Origin of the sequence: Geothrix rubra, from assembly GCF_030268065.1 — a bacterium.
In the GTDB taxonomy this organism is placed as follows: domain Bacteria; phylum Acidobacteriota; class Holophagae; order Holophagales; family Holophagaceae; genus Geothrix; species Geothrix rubra.
Map to the genome: position 1 here is coordinate 126973 of NZ_BSDD01000005.1, position 20671 is coordinate 147643.

At 69.7% G+C, this 20671-nt stretch carries 20 protein-coding genes and 1 tRNA gene; 9 read left to right on the top strand and 12 right to left on the bottom strand.

Annotation, left to right across the window (positions count from 1 at the left end):
* Positions 1-5: 5 nt before the first annotated feature.
* The 8 genes from QSJ33_RS12915 to hisS all read right to left on the bottom strand — a co-directional run bounded on the left by QSJ33_RS12915 (position 6) and on the right by hisS (position 9261).
* On the bottom strand, positions 6-1205 hold the full coding sequence (locus QSJ33_RS12915; protein WP_285726817.1) for an MdtA/MuxA family multidrug efflux RND transporter periplasmic adaptor subunit: 1200 nt from the start codon (positions 1203-1205) through the stop codon (positions 6-8).
* A gap of 126 nt (positions 1206-1331) precedes the next feature.
* Complete coding sequence (locus QSJ33_RS12920; RefSeq protein WP_285726819.1) at positions 1332-2264, bottom strand: MBL fold metallo-hydrolase; 933 nt, start codon at positions 2262-2264, stop codon at positions 1332-1334.
* Between the two features lie 31 nt (positions 2265-2295).
* Positions 2296-2802 (bottom strand): MarR family winged helix-turn-helix transcriptional regulator, encoded by a 507-nt coding sequence (locus QSJ33_RS12925; protein ID WP_285726821.1) that lies wholly within the window; start codon positions 2800-2802, stop codon positions 2296-2298.
* A gap of 55 nt (positions 2803-2857) precedes the next feature.
* The gene (locus QSJ33_RS12930; protein ID WP_285726823.1) at positions 2858-3736 is read right to left on the bottom strand and encodes a DUF2911 domain-containing protein; all 879 of its coding nucleotides are present in this window, start codon (positions 3734-3736) and stop codon (positions 2858-2860) included.
* A gap of 62 nt (positions 3737-3798) precedes the next feature.
* Positions 3799-5070: a DEAD/DEAH box helicase gene (locus QSJ33_RS12935; RefSeq protein WP_285726825.1), complete on the bottom strand. Its 1272-nt coding sequence runs from the start codon at positions 5068-5070 to the stop codon at positions 3799-3801.
* Between the two features lie 159 nt (positions 5071-5229).
* The gene (locus QSJ33_RS12940) at positions 5230-6777 is read right to left on the bottom strand and encodes a mechanosensitive ion channel family protein (protein ID WP_285726827.1); all 1548 of its coding nucleotides are present in this window, start codon (positions 6775-6777) and stop codon (positions 5230-5232) included.
* Positions 6778-6814: 37 nt separating this feature from the next.
* A complete protein-coding gene (locus QSJ33_RS12945; RefSeq protein ID WP_285726829.1) occupies positions 6815-8005 on the bottom strand; it encodes a trans-sulfuration enzyme family protein in 1191 nt (396 codons plus the stop codon).
* An 8-nt stretch (positions 8006-8013) separates the two neighbouring features.
* Positions 8014-9261, bottom strand: a complete 1248-nt coding sequence (gene hisS / locus QSJ33_RS12950; RefSeq protein ID WP_285726831.1) for a histidine--tRNA ligase — start codon at positions 9259-9261, stop codon at positions 8014-8016.
* Between hisS and QSJ33_RS12955 the strand changes: the two genes are divergently transcribed.
* From QSJ33_RS12955 to QSJ33_RS12965, 3 genes are all read left to right on the top strand, one after another.
* Entirely contained in the window at positions 9260-10051 is a 792-nt protein-coding gene (locus QSJ33_RS12955; RefSeq protein WP_285726833.1) for an N-acetylmuramoyl-L-alanine amidase family protein, read from the top strand. The two genes, hisS and QSJ33_RS12955, sit on opposite strands and share 2 nt — an antisense overlap.
* 49 nt (positions 10052-10100) lie before the next feature.
* A tRNA-Arg gene (locus QSJ33_RS12960) sits at positions 10101-10177 on the top strand.
* Between the two features lie 284 nt (positions 10178-10461).
* The gene (locus QSJ33_RS12965) at positions 10462-11772 is read left to right on the top strand and encodes a hypothetical protein (protein ID WP_285726835.1); all 1311 of its coding nucleotides are present in this window, start codon (positions 10462-10464) and stop codon (positions 11770-11772) included.
* A gap of 10 nt (positions 11773-11782) precedes the next feature.
* Here QSJ33_RS12965 and QSJ33_RS12970 read toward each other — a convergent pair whose 3' ends face one another.
* The 3 genes from QSJ33_RS12970 to QSJ33_RS12980 all read right to left on the bottom strand — a co-directional run bounded on the left by QSJ33_RS12970 (position 11783) and on the right by QSJ33_RS12980 (position 14868).
* Positions 11783-12208 (bottom strand): hypothetical protein, encoded by a 426-nt coding sequence (locus QSJ33_RS12970; protein WP_285726837.1) that lies wholly within the window; start codon positions 12206-12208, stop codon positions 11783-11785.
* 86 nt (positions 12209-12294) lie between these two features.
* On the bottom strand, positions 12295-12669 hold the full coding sequence (locus QSJ33_RS12975; protein ID WP_285726839.1) for a response regulator: 375 nt from the start codon (positions 12667-12669) through the stop codon (positions 12295-12297).
* A 159-nt stretch (positions 12670-12828) separates the two neighbouring features.
* Positions 12829-14868, bottom strand: coding sequence for a M3 family metallopeptidase (locus QSJ33_RS12980; protein WP_420801405.1), 2040 nt, complete (start codon positions 14866-14868; stop codon positions 12829-12831).
* A gap of 252 nt (positions 14869-15120) precedes the next feature.
* Here QSJ33_RS12980 and QSJ33_RS12985 point away from each other — a divergent pair, with 252 nt between their 5' ends.
* The 5 genes from QSJ33_RS12985 to prfA all read left to right on the top strand — a co-directional run bounded on the left by QSJ33_RS12985 (position 15121) and on the right by prfA (position 18323).
* Positions 15121-15600 (top strand): DUF2062 domain-containing protein, encoded by a 480-nt coding sequence (locus QSJ33_RS12985; protein WP_285726843.1) that lies wholly within the window; start codon positions 15121-15123, stop codon positions 15598-15600.
* 120 nt (positions 15601-15720) lie between these two features.
* Positions 15721-16047 (top strand): PadR family transcriptional regulator, encoded by a 327-nt coding sequence (locus tag QSJ33_RS12990; protein ID WP_285726845.1) that lies wholly within the window; start codon positions 15721-15723, stop codon positions 16045-16047.
* A 7-nt stretch (positions 16048-16054) separates the two neighbouring features.
* Positions 16055-16813 (top strand): hypothetical protein, encoded by a 759-nt coding sequence (locus tag QSJ33_RS12995; RefSeq protein WP_285726847.1) that lies wholly within the window; start codon positions 16055-16057, stop codon positions 16811-16813.
* 124 nt (positions 16814-16937) lie between these two features.
* Positions 16938-17174, top strand: coding sequence for a 50S ribosomal protein L31 (gene rpmE, locus QSJ33_RS13000; RefSeq protein WP_285726849.1), 237 nt, complete (start codon positions 16938-16940; stop codon positions 17172-17174).
* 75 nt (positions 17175-17249) lie between these two features.
* The gene (gene prfA / locus QSJ33_RS13005; RefSeq protein ID WP_285726851.1) at positions 17250-18323 is read left to right on the top strand and encodes a peptide chain release factor 1; all 1074 of its coding nucleotides are present in this window, start codon (positions 17250-17252) and stop codon (positions 18321-18323) included.
* A gap of 287 nt (positions 18324-18610) precedes the next feature.
* Here prfA and QSJ33_RS13010 read toward each other — a convergent pair whose 3' ends face one another.
* Positions 18611-19477 (bottom strand): hypothetical protein, encoded by an 867-nt coding sequence (locus QSJ33_RS13010; RefSeq protein WP_285726852.1) that lies wholly within the window; start codon positions 19475-19477, stop codon positions 18611-18613.
* Between the two features lie 63 nt (positions 19478-19540).
* Here QSJ33_RS13010 and hrcA point away from each other — a divergent pair, with 63 nt between their 5' ends.
* Positions 19541-20590 carry a heat-inducible transcriptional repressor HrcA gene (gene hrcA / locus QSJ33_RS13015; RefSeq protein ID WP_285726854.1) on the top strand — a complete coding sequence of 350 codons (1050 nt, stop codon included), beginning with the start codon at positions 19541-19543 and terminating at the stop codon, positions 20588-20590.
* Positions 20591-20671: the final 81 nt, after the last annotated feature.

The following is a 20671-nucleotide window of genomic DNA, read 5'->3' on the forward strand; positions in this document are numbered from 1 at the left end:
CCTGGTCAAGGCTTGGCCTTGGCGGTCCCAGGGGCCTCGGGCTTGGCCACGCTCACCCTGCTGCCGGGGCGCAGCTTCTCCAGCCCATCGGTGACGACCACCTCGCCGGCCCGGAGGCCGGACTTCAGGGCGGTGTCGTCGCCCTCGGTAGCCTGGATCTCCACGACCCGCATGTCCACGGTGCCGTCGGCCTTCACCACGTAGACGAAGGCCCCTTGCGGGCTCTGCTGCAGGGCCGCCGTGGGCACCAGGACGGCGCCCTTGAGGGTGTCCACGAGCAGGCGGGCGTTCACGAACTGGTTCGGGAAGAGGGCTCCGTCCTCGTTGGAGAACCTCGCCTTGAGCCGGATGGTGCCCGTGGCGGGATCCACCTGGTTGTCGATGGCCAGCAGCTCGCCCCGGGCCAGCCGCTGCTTCAGGTCGCGATCGAAGGCCTCCACCGGGAGCCGGGCGTCCTTGCGGCTGCGCGCCAGCACCCGCTGGATGCTGTCCGCGGGGATGGTGAACACCACGTTGATGGGCTTCACGGGGGCGATGACGGCCAGCCCGTTCGCGTCGGAGGCGTGCACCATGTTGCCCGTGTCCACCAGGCGGAGGCCCACGCGCCCCGAGATGGGCGCCGTGATGCGGCTGTAGGTCAGGTTCAGCTTCGCGCTTTCCACCTGGGCCTGGTCCGCCTTCAGGGCCGCCTCGTACTGGTTCACCTGGGAGGTCTGGGCGTCCAGCTGCTGCTGGGCGAGGATGCCCTGCCGGGCCAGGTCGTGGAACCGCGCCAGGTCCGTCCTGGCGTTCTTCGCGGCCGCTTCGTCCTTGGCGAGCTGGCCTTCGGCCTGCATGAGCTGCACCTGGAAGGGCCGCGGATCGATCTGCGCGAGCAGGTCGCCCTGGTGAACCTCCTGGCCCTCCGTGAAGGCCACCCGCACGAGCTGGCCGTCCACGCGGCTGCGCACGGTGACGGTGTCGAGGGGCGTGACCGTGCCGAGGCCCGTGAGGGTCAGGGGCATGTCCCCGGTCCGGGCGGTGGCCACGAGCACGGGCACCGGTCGCCCAGCCGCCTTGCCGGCGGGGTCGCCGTCCTTCTTCCCGCGGACGAGGAACAGGCCCGCCAGCACCGCCAGCCCGAGCCCGCCGAACCAGATCCAGCGGCGGCGGGGGGAGGCTGCGCCTTCGGTCGGGAGGGAGGGGGCGGCGTCGAAGGAATCCATGGGGCATCCAAGAGAGGAGGGCGCGGCGGGAGGCCCGTGCGGGACGGGTAGGCTATCGCATTTTGAGGTATGACCCGGTCGCTGTCATCCGGGTTGAGAAGGATCTTCCGGGCGGGCCGGGGGCGGTCAGGCGGCCTTGACGCGTCCGGGGCCCTTGCCGCTGGCGGCGGCGAAGAGGGTCTCCCAGGTCACGAAGGTGGGCATGGGCTTCCAGTCGGGCCAGGCGGTCGTGTCGAAGCCGGCGGCGAGGGCCTTCGGATCCAGGCCGGGGTGGGCCTTCGCGTGGGCCTGGACGGCCAGGAGGAGGTCCCGGTACCGCAGCAGCTCCTTCTTCCCGCACACGGGGCCGTGGCCGGGGATGATCCTCGTGTCCCCGGGGATCCAGGAGGCCACCCAGGCCACCTGGGCCAGGAGGCCCTCGAAGCTGCCGCCGGATTCCGTGTCGATGAACGGCAGGATGCCGTTGAAGAAGAGGTCGCCCATGTGGAGGACCCGGGCGGACGGGATCCCCACCATCACGTCGCCGTCCGTGTGGCCTGGCCCGGCGTGGACGAGGTGGATCTCGGTGCCATCCAGGTGGATGTCCAGGCGGGCCTTCTCGGCCGGGTCTTCGGAACCCAGGGCCAGCTCCGGCAGCCCGCCGCGCTTCGCGGGCTCCAGCTTGGCCTGTTCCGTCTCCATGCGCTTCAGCACATTGGTGTGGGCCACGATGGCCGTCACCAGCTTCTCCAGGGCGGGGTTGCCGCCCACATGGTCGGGGTGGGCATGGGTGTTGATGAGGTACTTGATGGGCTTGTCGGTGACGGAGCGCACGGCGGCCAGCAGGCCGGGCACGAGCCGCTCGAACTGGTCGTCGATGAGCACCGCGTGCCGCGCGGTCACCACGAGGCCGATGTTCCCGCCCTGGCCGAAGATGCAGTAGACGTGGTCGGCCAGCTTCTCCACCCGGTGGACCCGGGGTGCGCCCTCGGCCCGGGCGGGCAGGCGGTGGCGGGCATGGGCGCCCAGGGGCAGCGGCGCCAGGGTCGCGAGGGCGAGCAGGACGGGAAGGGCGCGCATGGGAACTCCGGTCGGGGTCGGGCGACCCCGGCTACAGGTTGCCCACCTTCAGGCGGCGCTGGGGCACCCGGCTGGGCCGGGGCAGCTCCTCGGCCAGGTTGTCCATGTTCGTGATCATCTGGGCCAGCCCCCGGCGCAGGACGGCCTGCTCCTCCTCGCTGAGCCCTCCGGCCAGGCGGACCCGGATCTCCTCCGAGATGGTCTCCAGCTCCCGGGCCATCCCGGTCCCCTCGGGGGTGAGGCGGATGAGGATCCGCCGGCCATGGGCGGGATCGGGGTCGCTGTGCAGCAGGCCCCGGTCGCAGAGGGCCTTCACCACCCGGCTCGCGGTGGGGTCGTCCATCCAGACCTCCCGGGCCAGGGTGTGCAGGGACTGGGGCCCCTTCCGGTTGATCACCAGGATCACCCAGAACTGCTGGGGCGTGAGGGCCATGGGGGCCAGGCGGGCCCAGACCACCTGCTTGACCCTGCGGCGGGTGGCCGCCACGAGGAACCCGAGGCCGACCTTGGTGAGGGGGGTGAGGGGTTGTTCTTGCATAAGCAACAAGGTGCGACCCATTGTCGCACCTGTCAACGGGGTTCCGGGAAAGGCCTCAACCGCCCTGCTTCCAGTAGGCCAGGTCCTTTTCCATGGGGCCGGTCGTTGTCACGGGCTCCTTCCGGGCCCGGGCCAGCCGCAGGGCCTTCTCCATCAGGGCCTGGGCCTGGGGCCGCTGGCCGGCCTCGTGGAGCAGCCGGGCCTTGACCGCCAGGTTCGTGGGGTTCTCCTGCAGCGCCAGGGAGCGGTCCGCCCAGGTGATCGCCTGGCTCAGGGGAACGGTCTCCTGGAGGCCGTACTCGGCCGCCTCGGCGTAGACCCTCCAGTCGTTGGGACGCTGGGCGAAGAGGTGCTTCATCCGCGCGGCGACGATGCCCTCGACGTCCACCTCCACCAGGAAGTTCACCTTCACCCGCTCCCACAGGAGCTGGACGTAGGCCGTGGAATCGCTGGTGGGGTCCAGGGCGTAGGTGAGCCACTCGGTCTGGGGGCAGGTGCGGGGCATCACGTCGATGCGCAGGACATCCTGCCGGGGGTCATAGGCGAAGGCCCCCCACTGCCGGGCCTGGCGGTTGAGGATCACCGTCCAGGCCCCGGTCCGGGGGATCATGAAGAGCGAGTAGGTCCCGGCCTTCACCTCGTGCCCCTGGATCCGCACGGGGTCGCTGAAGCGGATGGTGGTGGCCTCGTTGGCCCCGGCCCGCCACACCTGGTTGTACGGAACCAGGCTGCCCCAGATGGGCCGGCCCCGGACCGCAGGCCGGTGGTAGTCGATGGCGATCACCGTGGTGCCGATGGTCTGCTGGACGCTGGCCCAGGGACTGCGCTGGGGGAAGACGTAGTCGTCCGTCGGACTGGCCGGCAGCGGCGGGGCTGCCGCCTGGGCGGCGAGGATGCCGAGGGTCAGGACCAGCGCGGGGAGGGACAGGCGCATCGGGGCTCCGGGTTTTTCCGATCATAGCGGAAGCCCGGAGTGCCTTCCGCGCGCCCCGATCCCTACTTGCCGCGGGCGCCGGGCCGGGCGCGATGGCTCGGAGGCGCGCCGCCCCCGGGTCGCCCGCCCGGACGGCCGGAGGAACGGCCGCCCTGGCGGCCCGTCTCGATGGGCTGGGCAGGGATGCTGGGATCCGGGGCGTAGCCCGTGACCACCTGCTTGGGGAGGTCCTTGCGGAGGAGCTTCTCGATGTCGCGCAGCAGCTTGTGCTCATCCACGCAGACCAGGGAGGTGGCCTCGCCCTCGCTGCCGGCCCGACCGGTGCGGCCGATGCGGTGGATGTAGTCCTCGGGCACCTGGGGCAGCTCGTAGTTCACCACATGGGGCAGCTGGTCGATGTCCAGGCCCCGGGCGGCGATGTCCGTGGCCACCAGCACCCGCACCGAGCCCTTCTTGAATTCCTCGAGGGCCTTGATGCGCTGGGGCTGGCTCTTGTTGCCGTGGATGGCCATGGACGAGATGCCGTCCTTGTCGAGCTGCTCGGAGAGCCGGTTGGCGCCGTGCTTGGTGCGGGTGAAGACCAGCACCTGCTCCAGGCCGCGGCTCTGGATGAGGTGGGCGAGCAGGGCGCGCTTGCGCTCCCGGTCCACGGGATGGACGATCTGCCTCACCAGCTCCGCCGCGGTGTTGCGGGGGGTGACCTCCACCAGGGCGGGGTTCTTCAGGAAGGCGCCGGCCAGCTGCTTGATCTCGTCCGTGAACGTGGCCGAGAAGAGCAGGGTCTGCCGCTGGGTGGGCAGCAGGGCGATGATCTTGCGGATGTCGCGGATGAAGCCCATGTCGAGCATCCGGTCGGCCTCGTCCAGGACCACGATCTCCAGCTGGCTGAAGTTGAGGTTGCCCTGCTGCTGGTGATCCAGCAGTCGGCCCGGCGTGGCCACCAGGATCTCGACCCCGGCGCGCAGGGCCTTGGTCTGGGGGTTGATGTTCACGCCGCCGAAGATGGTGGTCGAACGCAGGGGGATGTGGCGGCCGTAGGTGCGGACGCTCTCCTCCACCTGCATGGCCAGCTCGCGGGTCGGGGTGAGGATGAGGGCGCGGATGGGGTGGCGCGCGGGCGAGGCCGAGGTGTTCGCGTGGTGCGCCAGCCGCTGCAGCATGGGCAGGGTGAAGCCGGCCGTCTTGCCGGTGCCGGTCTGGGCGCGGCCCATGAGGTCGCGGCCCTCCAGGACGGTGGGGATGGCCTGGGCCTGGATGGGGGTGGGGGTTTCGTAGCCCTGCTCGCGTACGGCGCGCAGGAGCTCGGGCATCAGCCCGAGGGATTCGAAGGACATCAGGTGCTCCTGGTGGGGCCCGCCCGCGGAATCAGGGTTTCGGGGGCCCGGTCAGGGCATGAAGGGGGATTTCGGACTGAAAAGAGGCGGAGACCGGGGGTCGCCTGCGATCACGAAGAAGATAGTTTATCGGGTTTGTCAGGATTTTGGGGGAAAGCTTCACGCATCCAGGCCGAAGAAGGTCCGGATGCCCGCCAGGATGCGCCCGTGCTCGTCCCGGAACCGCCGCTCGCGCTCCTCGGCGCCGAGGCGCTCCTGGAGGGCCAGCAGTTCCACCCGGCGTCGGGCCAGGATGTCCGAGAGGGCCCCGGCGACTTCCGGGCGGTCCTCGAGGATCTGCTGGAAGTCCCCCTTCTCGATGCGGAAGCACTCCACCTCGCCCAGGGCCGCCACGGTGGTGGAGCGGCGGGCGCCCGTCATCACGCCCATCTCGCCGAAGAAGTCCGGGGCGCGGAGGATGCCGACCACCCGCGCCTCGCCGCCCTCGGACTGGAGGCGGACCTCGACCTCGCCCTTCACCAGGACGTAGAGCCAGTGGGCCTCCGCCCCCTGGCGGGTGATGACCTCGCCGGCGGTGAAGGGGGCGGGCCGGATGCGCGGGGCGATGCGGGCCTTCTCCTCCGGCGTCAGGGCCTCGAAGAGGGAGATGCTCTCCAGGGCCGCCAGGCGCCGGTCGAGCTCCCGGGCCTCCTTGCGGTGGGCGTGCTCCGGGTCGTCCTGGGAGAGGAACACCGAGGCCGCCGGCACGGCCAGGGGGATGCCGGCCCGCTTGAGGGCCGCATGGATGCGCTGGCGCACCAGGGAGCTGGTGGGATCGTCCTTGGCCAGGTCCGTCAGCCAGTAGCGGACGGCGTAGTAGGCGAAGCTGTCGCGGGTGTCCTTGGCGAAGTCGTAGCAGATGCAGTGGGGCTTCGGGTCGGCGGCCACGTTGGGGAGTGACGCCTCCTGCAGGGCCCGGTCCACGGCCGCGATGACTTCCCCCGGCGCGAACCGGAAGTCCACATTGAAGTACACCCACATGCGGTGCTGGACGGGCTGGCCCTCCCGCTGGCCGAGGATGAGGATGTTCCCCGCCAGCAGCGCCGCGTTGGGCACGATGAGCGTGTCCCAGTCCCGGGTCTCCAGCACGGTGTGGCGCCAGTGGATGGCCGTCACGCGGCCCTGGCGGCCGTTCTCCAGCTGGAGCCAGTCGCCCACACGCACCGAGTGGTCCAGCTGCAGGGCCACGCCGCCCAGGATGTTGCCGAGGGTGGCCTGCAGGGACAGACCGATGACCCCGGTGACCACCGCGGAGGTGGCCAGCAGGCTCGAGGGGTTCACGCCCGAGGCCCGCAGCGTGCCGAGGATGGCCAGGAGGTAGGCCGCCCCCAGAGTCAGGTCCGCCACGATGTCGGCCACCCCCAGGCCCAGGCGCGGCAGGGCCAGGTCGAAGAGCAGCAGCCCCGCCAGGTTGATGAGCGTGAGGTCCCGCAGGAGGCCGGCGGCCGCGAAGGCGTCCCGGGCCCGGGCCTCGAGCCCGGTGGCGGAGAGGCCGAAGCCCAGGCCCAGGGCGGCGAGCCAGAGGGCGAAGGGGATCAGGGCCCGGCGCACCTTCCGCCGTCGCGGGGGTGCGAAGCGCCCCAGGAGGAAGGCCGTCGCGACGAGGCCGAGGGCCAGGACCGCCAGATGCAGGCCGAGCCGCGGCGGGAGACCGGGGAGAGGGGACATGCCCCCGAGGATACCCCGGTCTCCCGCCTGGACGCCGCTACCGGCCGCCGGCCTTGGCCAGGGCCTGGTCCAGGTCGGCCTGGATGTCCTCGGCGTCCTCGATGCCCACGGACAGGCGGACCAGGCCGTCGGTGATGCCGGCGGCGAGGCGGTCCTCGCGGGCCATGCCCGCGTGGGTCATGGAGGCTGGGTGGCTGATGAGGGTCTCCACGCCCCCGAGGGACACCGCTAGCCCGGCCAGCTTGACGTTGTCCATGAGGATGCGGCCCGCCTCCAGGCCGCCCTTCAGCTCGAAGGCGATCATGGAGCCGAAGCCGGTCATCTGGCGCTTCGCCAGCTCGTGCTGGGGGTGGCTGGGCAGGCCGATGTAGCGGACCCAGGCCACGGCGGGGTGGCCTTCCAGCCACTGGGCCAGGGGGGCCGCGTTCTGCTCGGCGCGCTCCACCCGGAGGGCCAGGGTCTTCAGGCCGCGGCTCACCAGGTAGGCCTGGTGGGGATCCATGTTCGTCCCCAGGTTGATCATCATGCTGCGGACCTGCTTGTGGAGGGCCTCGGTCTTCGCGATGACGATGCCGCCCACCACGTCCGCGTGGCCGTTGATGAACTTGGTGATGGAGTGCAGCACCAGGTCCGCGCCCAGGTCCAGGGGCTTCTGGAGGTGCGGGCTGGCGAAGGTGTTGTCCACCACCAGCACGGCCCCATGGGCATGGGCGATCTCCGCCGCGGCGGCGATGTCCGTCACGGCCATGGCCGGGTTGGAGGGCGACTCCACGTAGACCATGCGGGTATTGGGCCTCATGGCCCGCCGGAGGTTCTCGATGTCCGTGGTGTCGAGGTAGGTGGAGGTCACGCCGAAGCGGCTCAGGTGCTTCTCCATGAGGCCACGGCTGGGGCCGTACACGGAATCCGTGCTGACCACGTGGTCGCCCGAGCTCAGCAGGGCCAGGTACACGGTGCTCACGGCGCCCATGCCGCTGGCCATGGCCGTGGCCCCGAAGCCGTTCTCCAGCTGGGCGACGTTCTGCTCCAGGGCGGTGACGGTGGGGTTGCCGATGCGGGTGTAGATGTAGCCCTCGGCGCGGCCCGCAAAGCGGTCGGCGCCCTCCTGGGCATTCCGGAAGGCGAAGGTGCTCGTCTGGTAGATGGGCGTGACCACGCTGCCGTGCTCGTCGTGGGGAATGCCGGCGTGGACCAGCTTGGTGTTGAAGCCGCTGTGGCGGGTGTCCATGGGGTCTCCTAGAGGGTCTTGAGGTGCGTGGCGAGGTCGGCCAGGGGCCAGGCTTCCTGCTCCCCGGTGGCCATGTGCTTCACGGTGACGGTACCGCCGTCCAGCTCGCCGTCGCCCAGGATGAGGACGGTCTGGATGCCGGTGCGGTTCGCGGTGGTCATGGCCTTCTTCAGGGCGACGCCGCGGGTCTCCAGCTGGACGGAGGCGCCGGCGGCCCACAGGCTGCGCGCCAGCTTCATGGCCTCCCCCGTGGCGCGGTCGCCCAGGGGGATGAGCAGGGCGGGGGGCCGGTGGGGCGCCTCCCCGCGGAGCGTCTGGCAGACCATGGCCAGGCGGTCCAGGCCGATGGCCCAGCCGAAGGCGGGGACATCGGGCCCGCCCAGGTGCTTCACCAGCAGGTCGTAGCGGCCGCCGCCGAGGATGGCGCTCTGGGCGCCGATGTCACCGCTGAGCACCTCGAAGGCGGTCTTGGTGTAGTAGTCCAGGCCCCGGACCAGGCGGGGGTCCTCCGTGAAGGGCACGCCCAGGTCCCGGAGGAGCTCCTTCAGCCGGGCATGGTGCTTCTCGGAGGCCTCGTCGAGGAACTCGGAGATGAGGGGATGCCCCGCCAGGGCCTTCTGGCAGGTGGGCACCTTGCAGTCCAGCACCCGCAGGGGGTTCTCCTCGATGCGCCGGTGGCAGTCGCCGCAGAACTGGGCCTCCCGTTCGGCGAAGAAGGCCCGGAAGGCCGCCTGGAAGGCGGGCCGGCTCTCCGGGGTGCCCACGGAGTTGAGGCTGAAGCTGAGCTTCTCAAGGCCCAGCTCCCGGAGGAAGTCGTAGAGCATCACCAGGCTCTCGGCATCGCTCTCGGGGCTGGCCACCCCGAAGCTCTCGGCGCCGATCTGCCAGAACTGCCGGTAGCGGCCCGCCTGCATGCGCTCGTACCGGAACTGGGGCCCGATGTAGTAGAGGAGCTGGGGATCGCTGGTCTGGAGCAGCTTGTGCTCGACCATGGCGCGCACCACCCCGGCCGTGTTCTCGGGGCGCATCACCACGTGGCGGCCGCCCTTGTCCACGAAGTCGTACATCTCCTTCTTGACGATGTCGGAGCTGTCGCCCACCGAGCGCTTGAAGACCTCCAGCTCCTCCAGGATGGGGGTGCGGATCTCCCGGTAGCCGTGGCGCTCGAAGCACTTCCGGGCGGTATCCTCGATATGCTGGAACCAGCGCAGCTCCGCCCCGAACAGATCCCGCATGCCTTTCACCGACTGGGCCATGATCCGACTCCCGAGCATCCTGCTCGCCACCTTCAGCCTACTGGCATGGGGCGAGACCCCCAAGCCGATCCCCCGCACCCCCGCACCCCGCCTCAGGATCATGCTGGATCCGGGCCATGGCGGGGAGGACCGGGGCGCCCACGGGCCCAAGGGCCTGGCGGAGAAGGCCGCCGCCCTGGAGATTGCCCGGGCCGTGGCCGCCAAGCTGGAGGCGGCGGGGTTCCAGGTGGACTTCACCCGGGACGACGACACCTTCATCCCCCTGTGGGACCGGGCCAGGAAGGCCAACGAGGAGGGGGCCGACCTCTTCATCAGCCTCCACCTCAACGCCGCCCGGGCCCGGGCTGCCCGGGGCTCGGAGGTGTATTTCCTGAGCCTGGGGCAGGGGGACGACGACGAACTGGCCGCGGCGGAGAACGCCGGAGCCGGCATGGGGCCGGGCGGTTCCAGCCCGGACAGCGTGGTGGCCAGCATCCTCGACGACCTCGCCCAGAAGGCCTACCTCCAAGATTCCGAGCGCCTGGCCGTGGCCATCCAGAACCAGCTCAACCGCCTGGCGGGCATCAAGGAGCGGGGCGTCAAGCAGGCCCCCTTCATCGTCCTCCGCGGCGCCGCCATGCCCGCGGTGCTGGTGGAGACCGCCTTCATCTCCAACCCCCGGGAGGAGCAGAAGCTCAAGGATCCGAAGTTCGTGGCCAAGGTGGGCGATGCCATCGCCCAGGGCGTCCGCCGCTACTTCGCGGCCGGCAACGGCACCGTCCGCCGGCGGGCCGTGGAGGGGCCGAAGTAGGCGGTGACCTTGAATGGAACCGCGAACATCGTCATCATGGAGGGCTGCGGTACCCGTAGCTCAGTTGGATAGAGCGTTGGCCTCCGAAGCCAAAGGTCGCTGGTTCGATTCCAGTCGGGTGCACCACCGGAACCCCTGAAACCTTGTGAATCAACGGTTTCGGGGGTTTCCCCTATTCCAGCCAAAGTTCCCGGTCGCCACCCGCGAGTGAGCCTTAAGTGTAGATCTTCCCCTCGGGATCAGCACTGCTGAGGATACCCGGAAAGATAGTCATAAAGCGATGAAAACAGGCAATATATTGTAATATCGGTGATCGGGGCGGGAGGCAACCACCACGGGCCTCTTCACCCGGTTGCTTCGGTACCCAGCTAGGCTCCAGGGAACACCCCCCTTCAAGCCGGAGCCCTGGCATGCGTTTCTTCTCCCTGTTCCTCCTCCTCGTCTGTTCACTAACACCTGCTTCGCTGTCGGCGCAGGGCAAAGTCCAGCCAGCCAAGCCGCAGCCCACCGAGCTGAGGACGACGCCGTGGATCATCGGATCCGAGACGGCAGACCACTGGAAGGGGCTTCCGCTGACCGTCAACGCCCCGGATCTGCGGACCCAGGCGTTCCCGGGGCAGCACCTCACGGTTGCCCTCGGCGCCCAGGGCGAGGGACGGGACACGCTCCTGGCGGGTTCCACCTGTACGTTCACCGTCTCCTTCGCGGGCACCACCAAGGCGTTCAAGGCGATCCACCCGAGCCAGGTCCGCCGAATCAAGGCGGAGGGTGCGGACATGGTGCGACGAGTCCTTGAGGCGGGAGAGGTTCAGTCACCGACGAAGGACCTAGACAACATGCTCTCCTTGGTGAGTCTCGGGCTCTTCGACCTGGACTGGCAGGTGCCCGCCGATGCTCACGATGGCACTGCCACGTTCACCGGCAGCGTCACGATGGCAGACGGAAAGACCGTGCCCCTGAAGCCCGCCACTCTGGAAATCCAGTCCGCCGACCGGGTCGCCAAGGACGGCGCCTTCAAGGATCCGAAGGCGGGCGGGGAATGGATGATGACCTACTACCAGCATCCGAATCCCTTCCGGCTCCTTCACGAACTGCGAGCCATGAAGGGAGACAGGACCGCCACCCAGCCGAACATCCTCGCGTTCTACGTCCAGATCCTGAAGTCGTCGCCCCTCGCCGCCGGGGACCTGATGAAGCGTCTGGCGCAGGAGGATCGCTCGCTCAGGATCTACGCCCTGCTCGTGTTGAGCGAGGCGGGATGCGACCTCTCAGGCTGCCTTGCCGCCTTGCCCCGGGAGGATCAGGACACCTTCAAGCAGATCCGAACCTCGGCTTCGCCCCTGCCGGATCCCTACGACTTCTCGGTGAACCTGGACGATCCCTATCAGATCACCACCCGCATGGACATGCTCTGGAGCCTCTTTCTCGCCACAGGCGATCAGAAGCCTGTTCGTGCCATCGCAGATACCCTGGCGTGGCGAGAGGACGGCAAGGCCGTCCTGGAGATCAGGAAGTCGAAGAAGAAGATCGATGCCATCACGCCAGGGCTCCTGCATGGGCTGGCGTACGGCGCGGGCGGCTGGTCCCTGGGGTCCTTCTTCCGGAACCATCCGCTGGTCGCAGATTACGTGGATGCATGGAGGCAGGACCCCAAGACGCCCCGAGTGATCCGCGAGGAACTGGGCACGCTGATCACGAACGACGCCTTCAAGATGCAGTGAGATCTCCTGCCTACCGGACTCCGGCGGCGATCAACTGCAGCAGGAGCTTGGCGGTGAAGTCCCGACCGGCCGACGTGAAGGTGAGGGTCACCTCGAACGCCTGTTTCCCGTTCTGGATCCGCAGGTGGTAGGGCCTCCGGGTCAGCGTAGCCATCCGGTCGGGGGTGACGGGCCATTTCAGGAGGGTCAGACCAGGAATGTCCTCTGCCTGGAGGATGTCCGTGGAACCGTCCGTGAACAGGCCCTGCCAGGTCGGTTCGCCCTCCTGTCGCGGGATCTTGAGGATGCAGAGATGCTGCTCCGGCTGGCCGTAGGCGACCAGGGCTGCGGAGACCCGCGGGCCGTCCGGCTGCGTCCGCGGGTAGACCGCCGGCACGCAGGCCAGGACGAGGGGGAGCACCAGGATGCAGGGCCAGGCGATTCGAGCAGGGGGCATCGGCGGACCTTTCTCCGGGAGTTGTCCCTCGATCCTACCGGCGGCCCTGGCCGCGGAGGGGGCGACCGGGGACCGTCCCTCCGCTTCTAGTCCTGGAGGTCCTCCAGGGTCGTCCGGACGGCTTCCACGAGGGCGTCCGGGGCGATGGGCTTGGCGCAGACGCGATGGGCCCCCAGGCGCAGCAGGCTGGCCTCCATGTCCTCGGTCCGGAAGGCCGTGAGGACGATGGCAGGGAGTCCGGGGTTAGCCTTCCGGGCCAGGCGGACCACGGTGGCTCCGTTGAAGCCCGCCATGGAGAAGTCCGTGAGCAGGAGGTCCGGGGCGGAGTCCTGGATGCGATCGGGGATCTCTCCGGCACTGGCGGGGACCCACTCCTCCACTTCGTAGCCGCCCTTCTCCAGGGACCGGCGCAGGTAGGTCCGCATCATCTGGCAGTCGTCGATCACCAAGACCTTGGGCATGGAGGCCTCATCGGCCGCCCCGGCCCGGCCATCAGCGATTCCCCCGAACGGTATCAATCCGGGGGCCCAACGGAAGGATCGGTCGCCCGCTGCAGTTCCTGCCCAGCCGCGCGAAGGGGGCCGGAGGGCCCCCTTCGCACGACTTCAGCCTTTCGCTTCCTACTTGCCGTCCGGGGCGTCCTTCAGGCCCCGGGCCACCTCGAGGGGTTCGACGCTGGGGTCGGCGCCGCGGAAGGCCCGGTACAGCTTGGCCATGTCCTCGGTGCTGCCGCGGGAGAGGATCATCCGGCGGAAGCGGTCCCCGTTGGCGCGGGTGAGGTCGCCGTGGGCCTTGAACCAGGCGTAGGCGTCATGGTCCAGCACCTCGCTCCACAGGTAGGCGTAGTAGCCGGCGGCGTAGTCGCCGGTCCAGATGTGGGCGAAGTAGGGGGTGTGGTAGCGCGGCGGAACCTGGGACAGGTCGAGGTGGAAGCCCTTCAGGGCCTGGTCCTCGAAGGCCTGGACGTCCTTGACCTGCTCGGTGGCGGGCAGGGTGTGCCAGGCCATGTCGAGGAGGGCGGAGGCCAGGTACTCCGTCAGGGCGTAGCCCTGGTTGAAGGTGCGGGCCTTGCGGATCTTCTGCACCAGCGCATCGGGCATGGGCTTGCCGGTGCGGTAGTCCTTCGCGTAGTGGGCGAACACCTGGGGCTGGAGGGCCCAGTTCTCGTTGAACTGGGAGGGGAATTCCACGAAGTCCCGGGGCACGTTGGTGCCGGCGAGCAGGGGGTACTTCACGTTCGAGAGCATGCCGTGCAGGGCGTGGCCGAACTCGTGGAACATCGTGGTCACGTCATCGAAGCTGAGCAGGGCGGGCTGGCCGGGGGCGGGCTTGCTGAAGTTGCAGACGTTGTAGACGGCGGGCTTCGTCTTCAGCAGGCCGGACTGGTCCACGAAGCTGTCCATCCAGGCCCCGCCGGACTTGTTGTCGCGCTTGAAGTAGTCGGCGTAGAAGAGGGCCAGGGGCTTCCTGTCGGCATCGAAGACCTCGAACACCCGCACGTCGGGCTGGTAGACGGGGATGTCCTTCCGCTCCTTGAAGGTGAGGCCGTAGAGCTGGTGGGCGGCATAGAAGACGCCGTCCTGCAGCACGCGGTCGAGCTCGAAGTAGGGCTTGATCTGGGCCTCGTCCAGGTCGTACTCGGCCTTGCGCACCTGCTCGGCGTAGTACTGCCAGTCCCAGGGGGCCAGCTGGAAGCCGCCCTTCTGCTGGTCGATGAGGGCCTGCATCTTCGCGGCCTCGGCCCGGGCCTTGGCCGTGGCGGCGGGCACGAGGGAGGTCATCAGCTTCTCCGCGGCCTCGGGGGTCTTCGCCATCTGGTCGTACATCGCGTAGGTGGCGAAATCCTTGCAGCCGAAGAGGGCGGCCTTCTGGGCGCGGACCTGGGCCAGGCGCAGGTCGATGGCACGGGTGTCGTCGGCGTTGCCCAGGCTGGCCCGGTCCACGGAGGCCTTGAAGAGCCGCTCGCGGACGGCGCGATCCTCGAGGGAGGCCAGGGCCGGCTGCTGGGTGGTGTTCTGGAGGGCGAGCACGAACTTGCCCTCCAGGCCTCGGGCCTTGGCCGCGGCGGCGGCGGCCTCGATCTCGCCCTTGGACAGGCCCTTCAGGTCGGCCTCGTGGTCGAGCACGAGGGCGCCGTCCTTGGTGGCGGCCAGCAGGCGGTTCCTGAATTCGGTGGTGAGCTTCGACTCTTCCTGGTTCAGCGCGCGCAGCTTCGTCTGGTCCGCGGCGGAGAGCTCGGCGCCCGCGTGGACGAAGGTCTGGTAGTAGCGCTCCACCAGCTCCTGGCCCTCGGGCCCGAGCTTGAGGTGGGCGCGCTGGTCGTGGATGGCCTTGATGCGCTGGAACAGGCGGGCGTTGAGGTAGATCTCGTCGTCGTGGGCGGCCAGCTTGGGGGCCACCTCCTCCTGGATCTTCTGCAGCCCGGGGTTCGTGTTGGCCGCAGTCAGGTGGAAGAAGACCTTCTTCACGCGGGTCAGTTCGGCGCCGGAGCGCTCCAGGGCCACGAGGGTGTTCTCGAAGGTGGGGGCCGCCGGATTGGCCGCGACCTTCGCGACCTCGGCCAGGTGGGCCTTCATGCCGGCCTCGAGGGCGGGGAGGAAGTCGCTGTCCTGGATCCGGTCGAACTGGGGGGCCTGGAAGGGCAGGGGGCTCGGCTTCATGAAGGGCGCTCCGGGCGGGGTGCCTGCGAAGGCGATGGCACAGGCGGTGAGCGCCCAGGCCAGGGGAAGGGGAACGGGTCGGATCGAAGGCATGGGGGACATTCTCCTGGGACGTGCGCCGGGGCGACCTGCGCCGGCGTCGGGGGCTTGACGAAGCCCCCATGCTACCGCCCGGGGTAACCTGGGGGCAGCCTGGAGCCCCATGCACCGTCCCTTCCCTCCCCATGGTTCCTCGATGAGCCGGAGGAGGCCGTGAAGGCGCGGCTCCGCCGGCGGGTGGTGGATCCCCTGCTGAGCCAGGTCCGACAGGGCCTCAGCCCGGCCGGCCTGGCCTGGAGCCTGGCGGTGGGCCTCGGCCTGGGGACCTTCCCGGTGCTGGGCACCACGACCCTCCTCTGCCTGGGGGCGGGCCTCGCCTTCCGGTTGAACCATCCGGCCCTCCAGACCGCCAACTACCTGGCCTACCCCCTCCAGCTGGCCCTGCTGGTGCCAGAGGTGCGGCTGGGGGAGTGGCTCCTGGGGTCCCCGCGGATGCCCCTGTCCCTGGGCAGCCTGGTGGCTTCCGCCCGGGCTGAGCCGCTCAAGGCCCTGGCGGGCCTCGGTCCCCTCCTGGGGCACGCCTGCCTGGGCTGGCTCATCCTCGCCCCCCTCGGGGTGATCCTGGTGGGCCTCCTGCTCCTGCCCCTCTTCCGCGTCCTGGCCCGCCTCCGTGGGCCCTCCCCCGGGGCCTGAGGGGGCGGCGGAGCTGGTTGCCGGCTGGACTGTCGCTGGAATGTGCCGGTCTGGCCCTTGCGCCGTATCGTGTTGCGAGGCACAATGTTCCACGAATCAGAGCCTAAACTGGAGGCAACCGTGGACCGTGAACTGTTGAAGGGCAGCACCCCCCTGCTCCTGCTGTCGCTGTTGTCCGAGGCGCCCATGTACGGCTACCAGATCATCGAGACCGTCCGACAGCGCACGGGCGGCACGTACACCCTCAAGGAAGGGGCCCTCTATCCGGCGCTCCACAAGCTGGAGGCGGCCGAGTTCATCACCTCCTACTGGGAGACCCAGCAGAACGGCCGGGAGCGGCGCTACTACGCCATCCAGCCCGCGGGCGCGGCCTTCCTGAAGGCCAAGAAGAAGGAGTGGAACCAGTTCGTGGACATGGTCGAGGCCTTCGTGGGGCCGAGGGCCTGACGACACCATGACCCGGGCCCTCACCAGCTATCTGTCGCAGGTGGAGGCGGGCCTCCGGGGGGTTTCCCGCCGCCGCCGGGCGATGCTGCTCCGGGAGCTGGAATCCCATCTGATGGACGAAGCCGAGGCCCGCGGACTGGAGGGCGAGAACGGCATGGCCGTGCTCCTGGCCGAGAAGGAGCGCCCGGGCGCCCTGGCCCTGGAGCTTTCCAGCGGGGAGGGCCAGGACGCCAACCACCGCGGCAGCACGGCCCTGGTGGCAGGGATGATCATCGGGCTCGCCACCGGCGGCCACATGTGGATCGAGGGCTGGCACTGGTTCATCTGCCTGCCCTTCGCCGCGGCCCAGGGGCTGGCGGTGGGGGCGGGCTTCTTCTGGGCCCGGCGGCGCTGGGCGCGGCTCGGCCCGGTGGCCCGGATGCTGGTGGCCGTGGTCATCACCACGCTGCTTTCCATCCCCCTCGGGTTCACCACCATGCACGGCTTCAAGCCCACCCGCCTGTTCTACGGGGCCTACACCGGCTACCTGCTGGAGCGCCACTCCCAGGAGCGCCCCCTCTGGCAGGCGATGCTCGAGCCGGTCCTCTTCACGGCCTTCATGTTCTTCGTGGAGGTGGTGCTCCTCGGCCGGGTCCGCTTCCAGTGGTGGAAAGTGTTGTACGAGCTGAGCTTCAACGGCACGCTTCTGCTGAGCGTCCTCGGGGCCCTGCGCCTCAAGCGGCTCCTCTCGGAGCGCTGGGTGTTCATGCCCCAGGAACAGGGGTAGGGGCCCCCTGGGCCTTCCCCCTTGAGCTGCAGGCCCCCGGACGGTAGACTGGCTGTCTTGCGTGGACAAGCCGCGTGCGCGCACCCCATTCCCGGGGGCATCCGGTCGGTCCCAGGAGGCCAAGATGAAGGAAAAGATCCACCCCGAGCTGCACGACGTGAAGGTCCACTGCGCCTGCGGCAACGAATTCATGACGCGCTCCACCAAGAAGGAGCTCCGCGTGGAAGTCTGCGCCGCCTGCCACCCGTTCTTCACGGGCAAGCAGCGGCTGATGGACACCGAGGGCCGTGTGGAGAAGTTCAACAAGAAGTATGCGAAGAAGGAGGCCGTCCCGGCTGCCGCCGAGACGACCGAAGCCTAGCTGCTGCATTCCGAAGGACGGGCCGAATCCTCGGCCCGTCCTTTTTGTTTGGGCGCAGCGCAAGGGGAGGGACCGATGCTCGACCAGCTTGAAGCCGTGGATGCCCGCTTCCAGGAAGTGGAGGCGCAGCTCCAGGATCCGGCCGTGGTCTCGGACCCCAAGCGGCTGCGGGAGCTGACCAAGCTCCGGGCGGAGCTGGAGCCGGTCGTGCAGGCCTTCCAGGCCCAGCGGAGCATCCTGAAGCAGCTGGAGGAGGCCGAGGGCATCCTGGCGGACAAGTCCATGGATGCCGACCTGCGGGACATGGCCCTGGCCGAGATCCCCGACCTGAAGAAGGCCCTCGCCGAGGGCGAGGCGGAGCTGCGCCGGCTGCTGGTGCCCAAGGATCCCGCCGACGCCAAGAACGTGATCCTGGAGGTCCGGGCTGGCACCGGCGGCGAGGAGGCGGCCCTCTTCGCCGCCGAGATCTTCCGCATGTACGTGCGCTTCGCCGAGCGCCGGGGCTTCAAGGTCACGGTGCTGGACGAGAGCGAGGCGGAGCAGGGGGGCCTGAAGGAAGTGGTGGCCGAGATCCAGGGCGACGGCGCCTATTCGCTGTTCCGTTTCGAATCGGGCGTCCACCGGGTCCAGCGGGTTCCCAAGACCGAGACCCAGGGCCGCATCCACACCTCCGCCTGCACCGTGGCCGTCATGCCGGAGGCCGAAGAGGTGGACATCGACATCCAGCAGAAGGACCTCCGCATCGACACCTTCTGCTCCGGCGGCAAGGGCGGCCAGAGCGTGAACACCACCTACTCCGCCGTGCGCCTCACCCACCTGCCCACCAACACCGTGGTCAGCTGCCAGGACGAGCGCAGCCAGATCAAGAACATGGCCAAGGCCATGACCGTGCTCCGCAGCCGCCTCCTGCAGAAGGCCCAGGACGAGGCCGACGCGGCCCACTCGGCCCTGCGCAAGTCCCAGGTGGGCAGCGGCGACCGGAGCGAGAAGATCCGCACCTACAACTTCCCCCAGGGCCGCGTGACCGACCACCGGGTGGGGGTCACCATCCACCAGATCGACAGCTTCATGTCCGGCCAGATCGAACCCATCCTCGAGCCCCTGCGCTCCGCCTTCGAAGCGGAGCGGCTGCAGGCGATCGAGGCCTGAAGCCCCGCCGCTGGGCGCTCGCCGCGGGGCGACTCGCGCACGCGGCAGCTGGCAGCCCGCGATCGGGCGGTCCCCCGGACCGCCCTCCCGTTCGCTGGGCCCTGCGGGCGCTGCGCTCACGGAGCGGGTCCCCCCATGTCCGGCCAGATCGAACCCATCCTCGAGCCCCTGCGCTCCGCCTTCGAAGCGGAGCGCCTGCAGGCGATCGAGGCCTGAACATGCGAAAACGGGAGGCGGAGCCTCCCGTTTTCGGTACCGATCGGCGGCGGGCCGATCGAGGATGACGGCTACTTCTTCAGGGTCACCTGCTCGGGCGAGGTGAGGCTGAAGGTGAGGGGCTGGGCAGCGGGGATCCGGATGATGGTGTCGGCGGTGCCGGCGGCCACGGCGGTGCCGGCGGCGGCGCCCAGGGCCGCGCCGCCCAGGGCATGGTCGCCCTGGTTCTTCTTGTCGGAGAGGATGCCGATGAGGGCGCCCAGGGCCGCGCCGCCGCCGATGTACTTGGCGTTCCGGGTCCCCTTGGCCTCGGCCACCATCGCATGGGTGTCGGTGTCCACGCCCACGCCGCCGATCTCCGTCACCTTGATGCTGAGGACGCCCTTGCCGCTGCTCAGCCGGCCGGTGGGCACGCTCTGGGAAACGACCCCGCGGACCCGGGTGCCGGCGCTCCAGACCAGCTGGTCATTGACGGTCACATCCTTGGCCAGGGTGCCATCCCAGGGGTCGCCGGCCTGGTCCTTGTCGGTGGCCAGGTCGCGGCCCAGGGCCACCTCGAGCTTCGTGCCCACGGGTACGTCCACCACGATGGCCTTGGGGGTGGCCTTGGCCGCGGGAGCCGTCTCCAGCTGGGCGGCCTCCTGCTTGGCCATCTGGGCCCGCTTCTTGGCATCGGCCACCTGGCGCTCCAGGGACTTCACCTGGCCCTTGGTGAGTTCCTTGGCGGTCTCGCCGGACTCGGGGGTGTGCTTGCCGGCCTTGGCGTCCGCCAGCTGCTGTTCCAGCTGGGCCACCTTGGCGTCGGCGGCCTTGGCGGCGGCCTCGGCCTGGAGGGCGGCCTCGCTCTTGCGGTTGCAGGCGATGCCCGAAGCGAGACCCAGGGTCAGGGCGGCGACGAGCGAAAGCCGGGAGAAGGCGTGGGACGCGGCGGATGGCATGGGAACCTCCAGGAGATGGGCGGACTTGCCGTATAGTATGGCAGCCCGGAGCGGCTTTGATCCATGACGCAGCCCAGCCTCAATCCCCGCGGTGAGTCGGTCCTCAAGACCCTCATCGAGACCTACCTCCGCGAGGGGGAGCCGGTCGGCTCGCGCCTCCTGGCCAAGCGCTATCCCGAACCCCTGTCCAGCGCCACCATCCGGAACGTCCTCTCCGACCTGGAGGAGGAGGCCCTGGTCGCCCAGCCGCACACCTCCGCGGGCCGCGTGCCCACGGAACGCGCCTACCGCTACTACGTGGACCGCTGGCTGGATCCCACGCCGCCGGATCCGGCCGCGGAGGCCCGCCTGGCCGAGGCCCTGGACGGCCTGGACCTGGATCCGGAGACCTGGGCCCGGCATGCGAGCCGCACCCTGGCCGAGGTCATGGGCGGGGTTTGCGTGGCCCTGCCCCAGGGGCTCTCCCAGAGCCGGCTCGCGCGCCTGGAATTCGTGCCCGTGGGGCCGGGACGCCTGGTGGCCGTGTGGGTGGGCAGCCGCGGGGAGGTGGAGCACCGCCTCATGGAGAACCCCTGGGCCTACGGGGAGTCGGTGCTGACGGAACTGGGCAACTATGCCACGGCGCAATTCGCCGGGCTGACCTTCCCCGAAATGCGGGCCCGCCTGCTGGACACCCTCCAGGCCGCCGCGCGGGAGGGGGAGACGCTGCGGACCCGGCTCCGCGACCTGGCCGTCCGCTGGCCCCGCGAGGCGGGCCCGACGGAGGCGCCGGTGGTGGTCTCGGGCCTCGGGCGGCTGGGCAGCTTTCCCGAATTCGACGACGTGGCCCGGTTCCGGGAACTGGTGGCCGCCTTCGAGGAGCACGGGCGGCTGGTGCGCCTCCTGGACGCCTTCGCGGAGCGGGCCTCGGCGGACATCCAGCTGCTGCTGGGGTCGGAGAACCCCTACCTGGAGGGCATGCCCCTCGCCACGGCCGTCCGGACCCTCCACCTCGGCCCCGCCGGCTACGTCACCTTCGCCCTGGTGGGCCCCCTGCGCATGGATTACGGCCGGATCATGGGCGGACTCCGCTGGTGGTCGGGCCAGGTCCTGAAACGCCACTCCCGGGTGTAGAACCGCCCGGGCCCGTTTTCTGTCTGGCACTTTTGCTGCTTATACTGCTCCGATGAATCCCGAGACGCCGAACCATCCTGA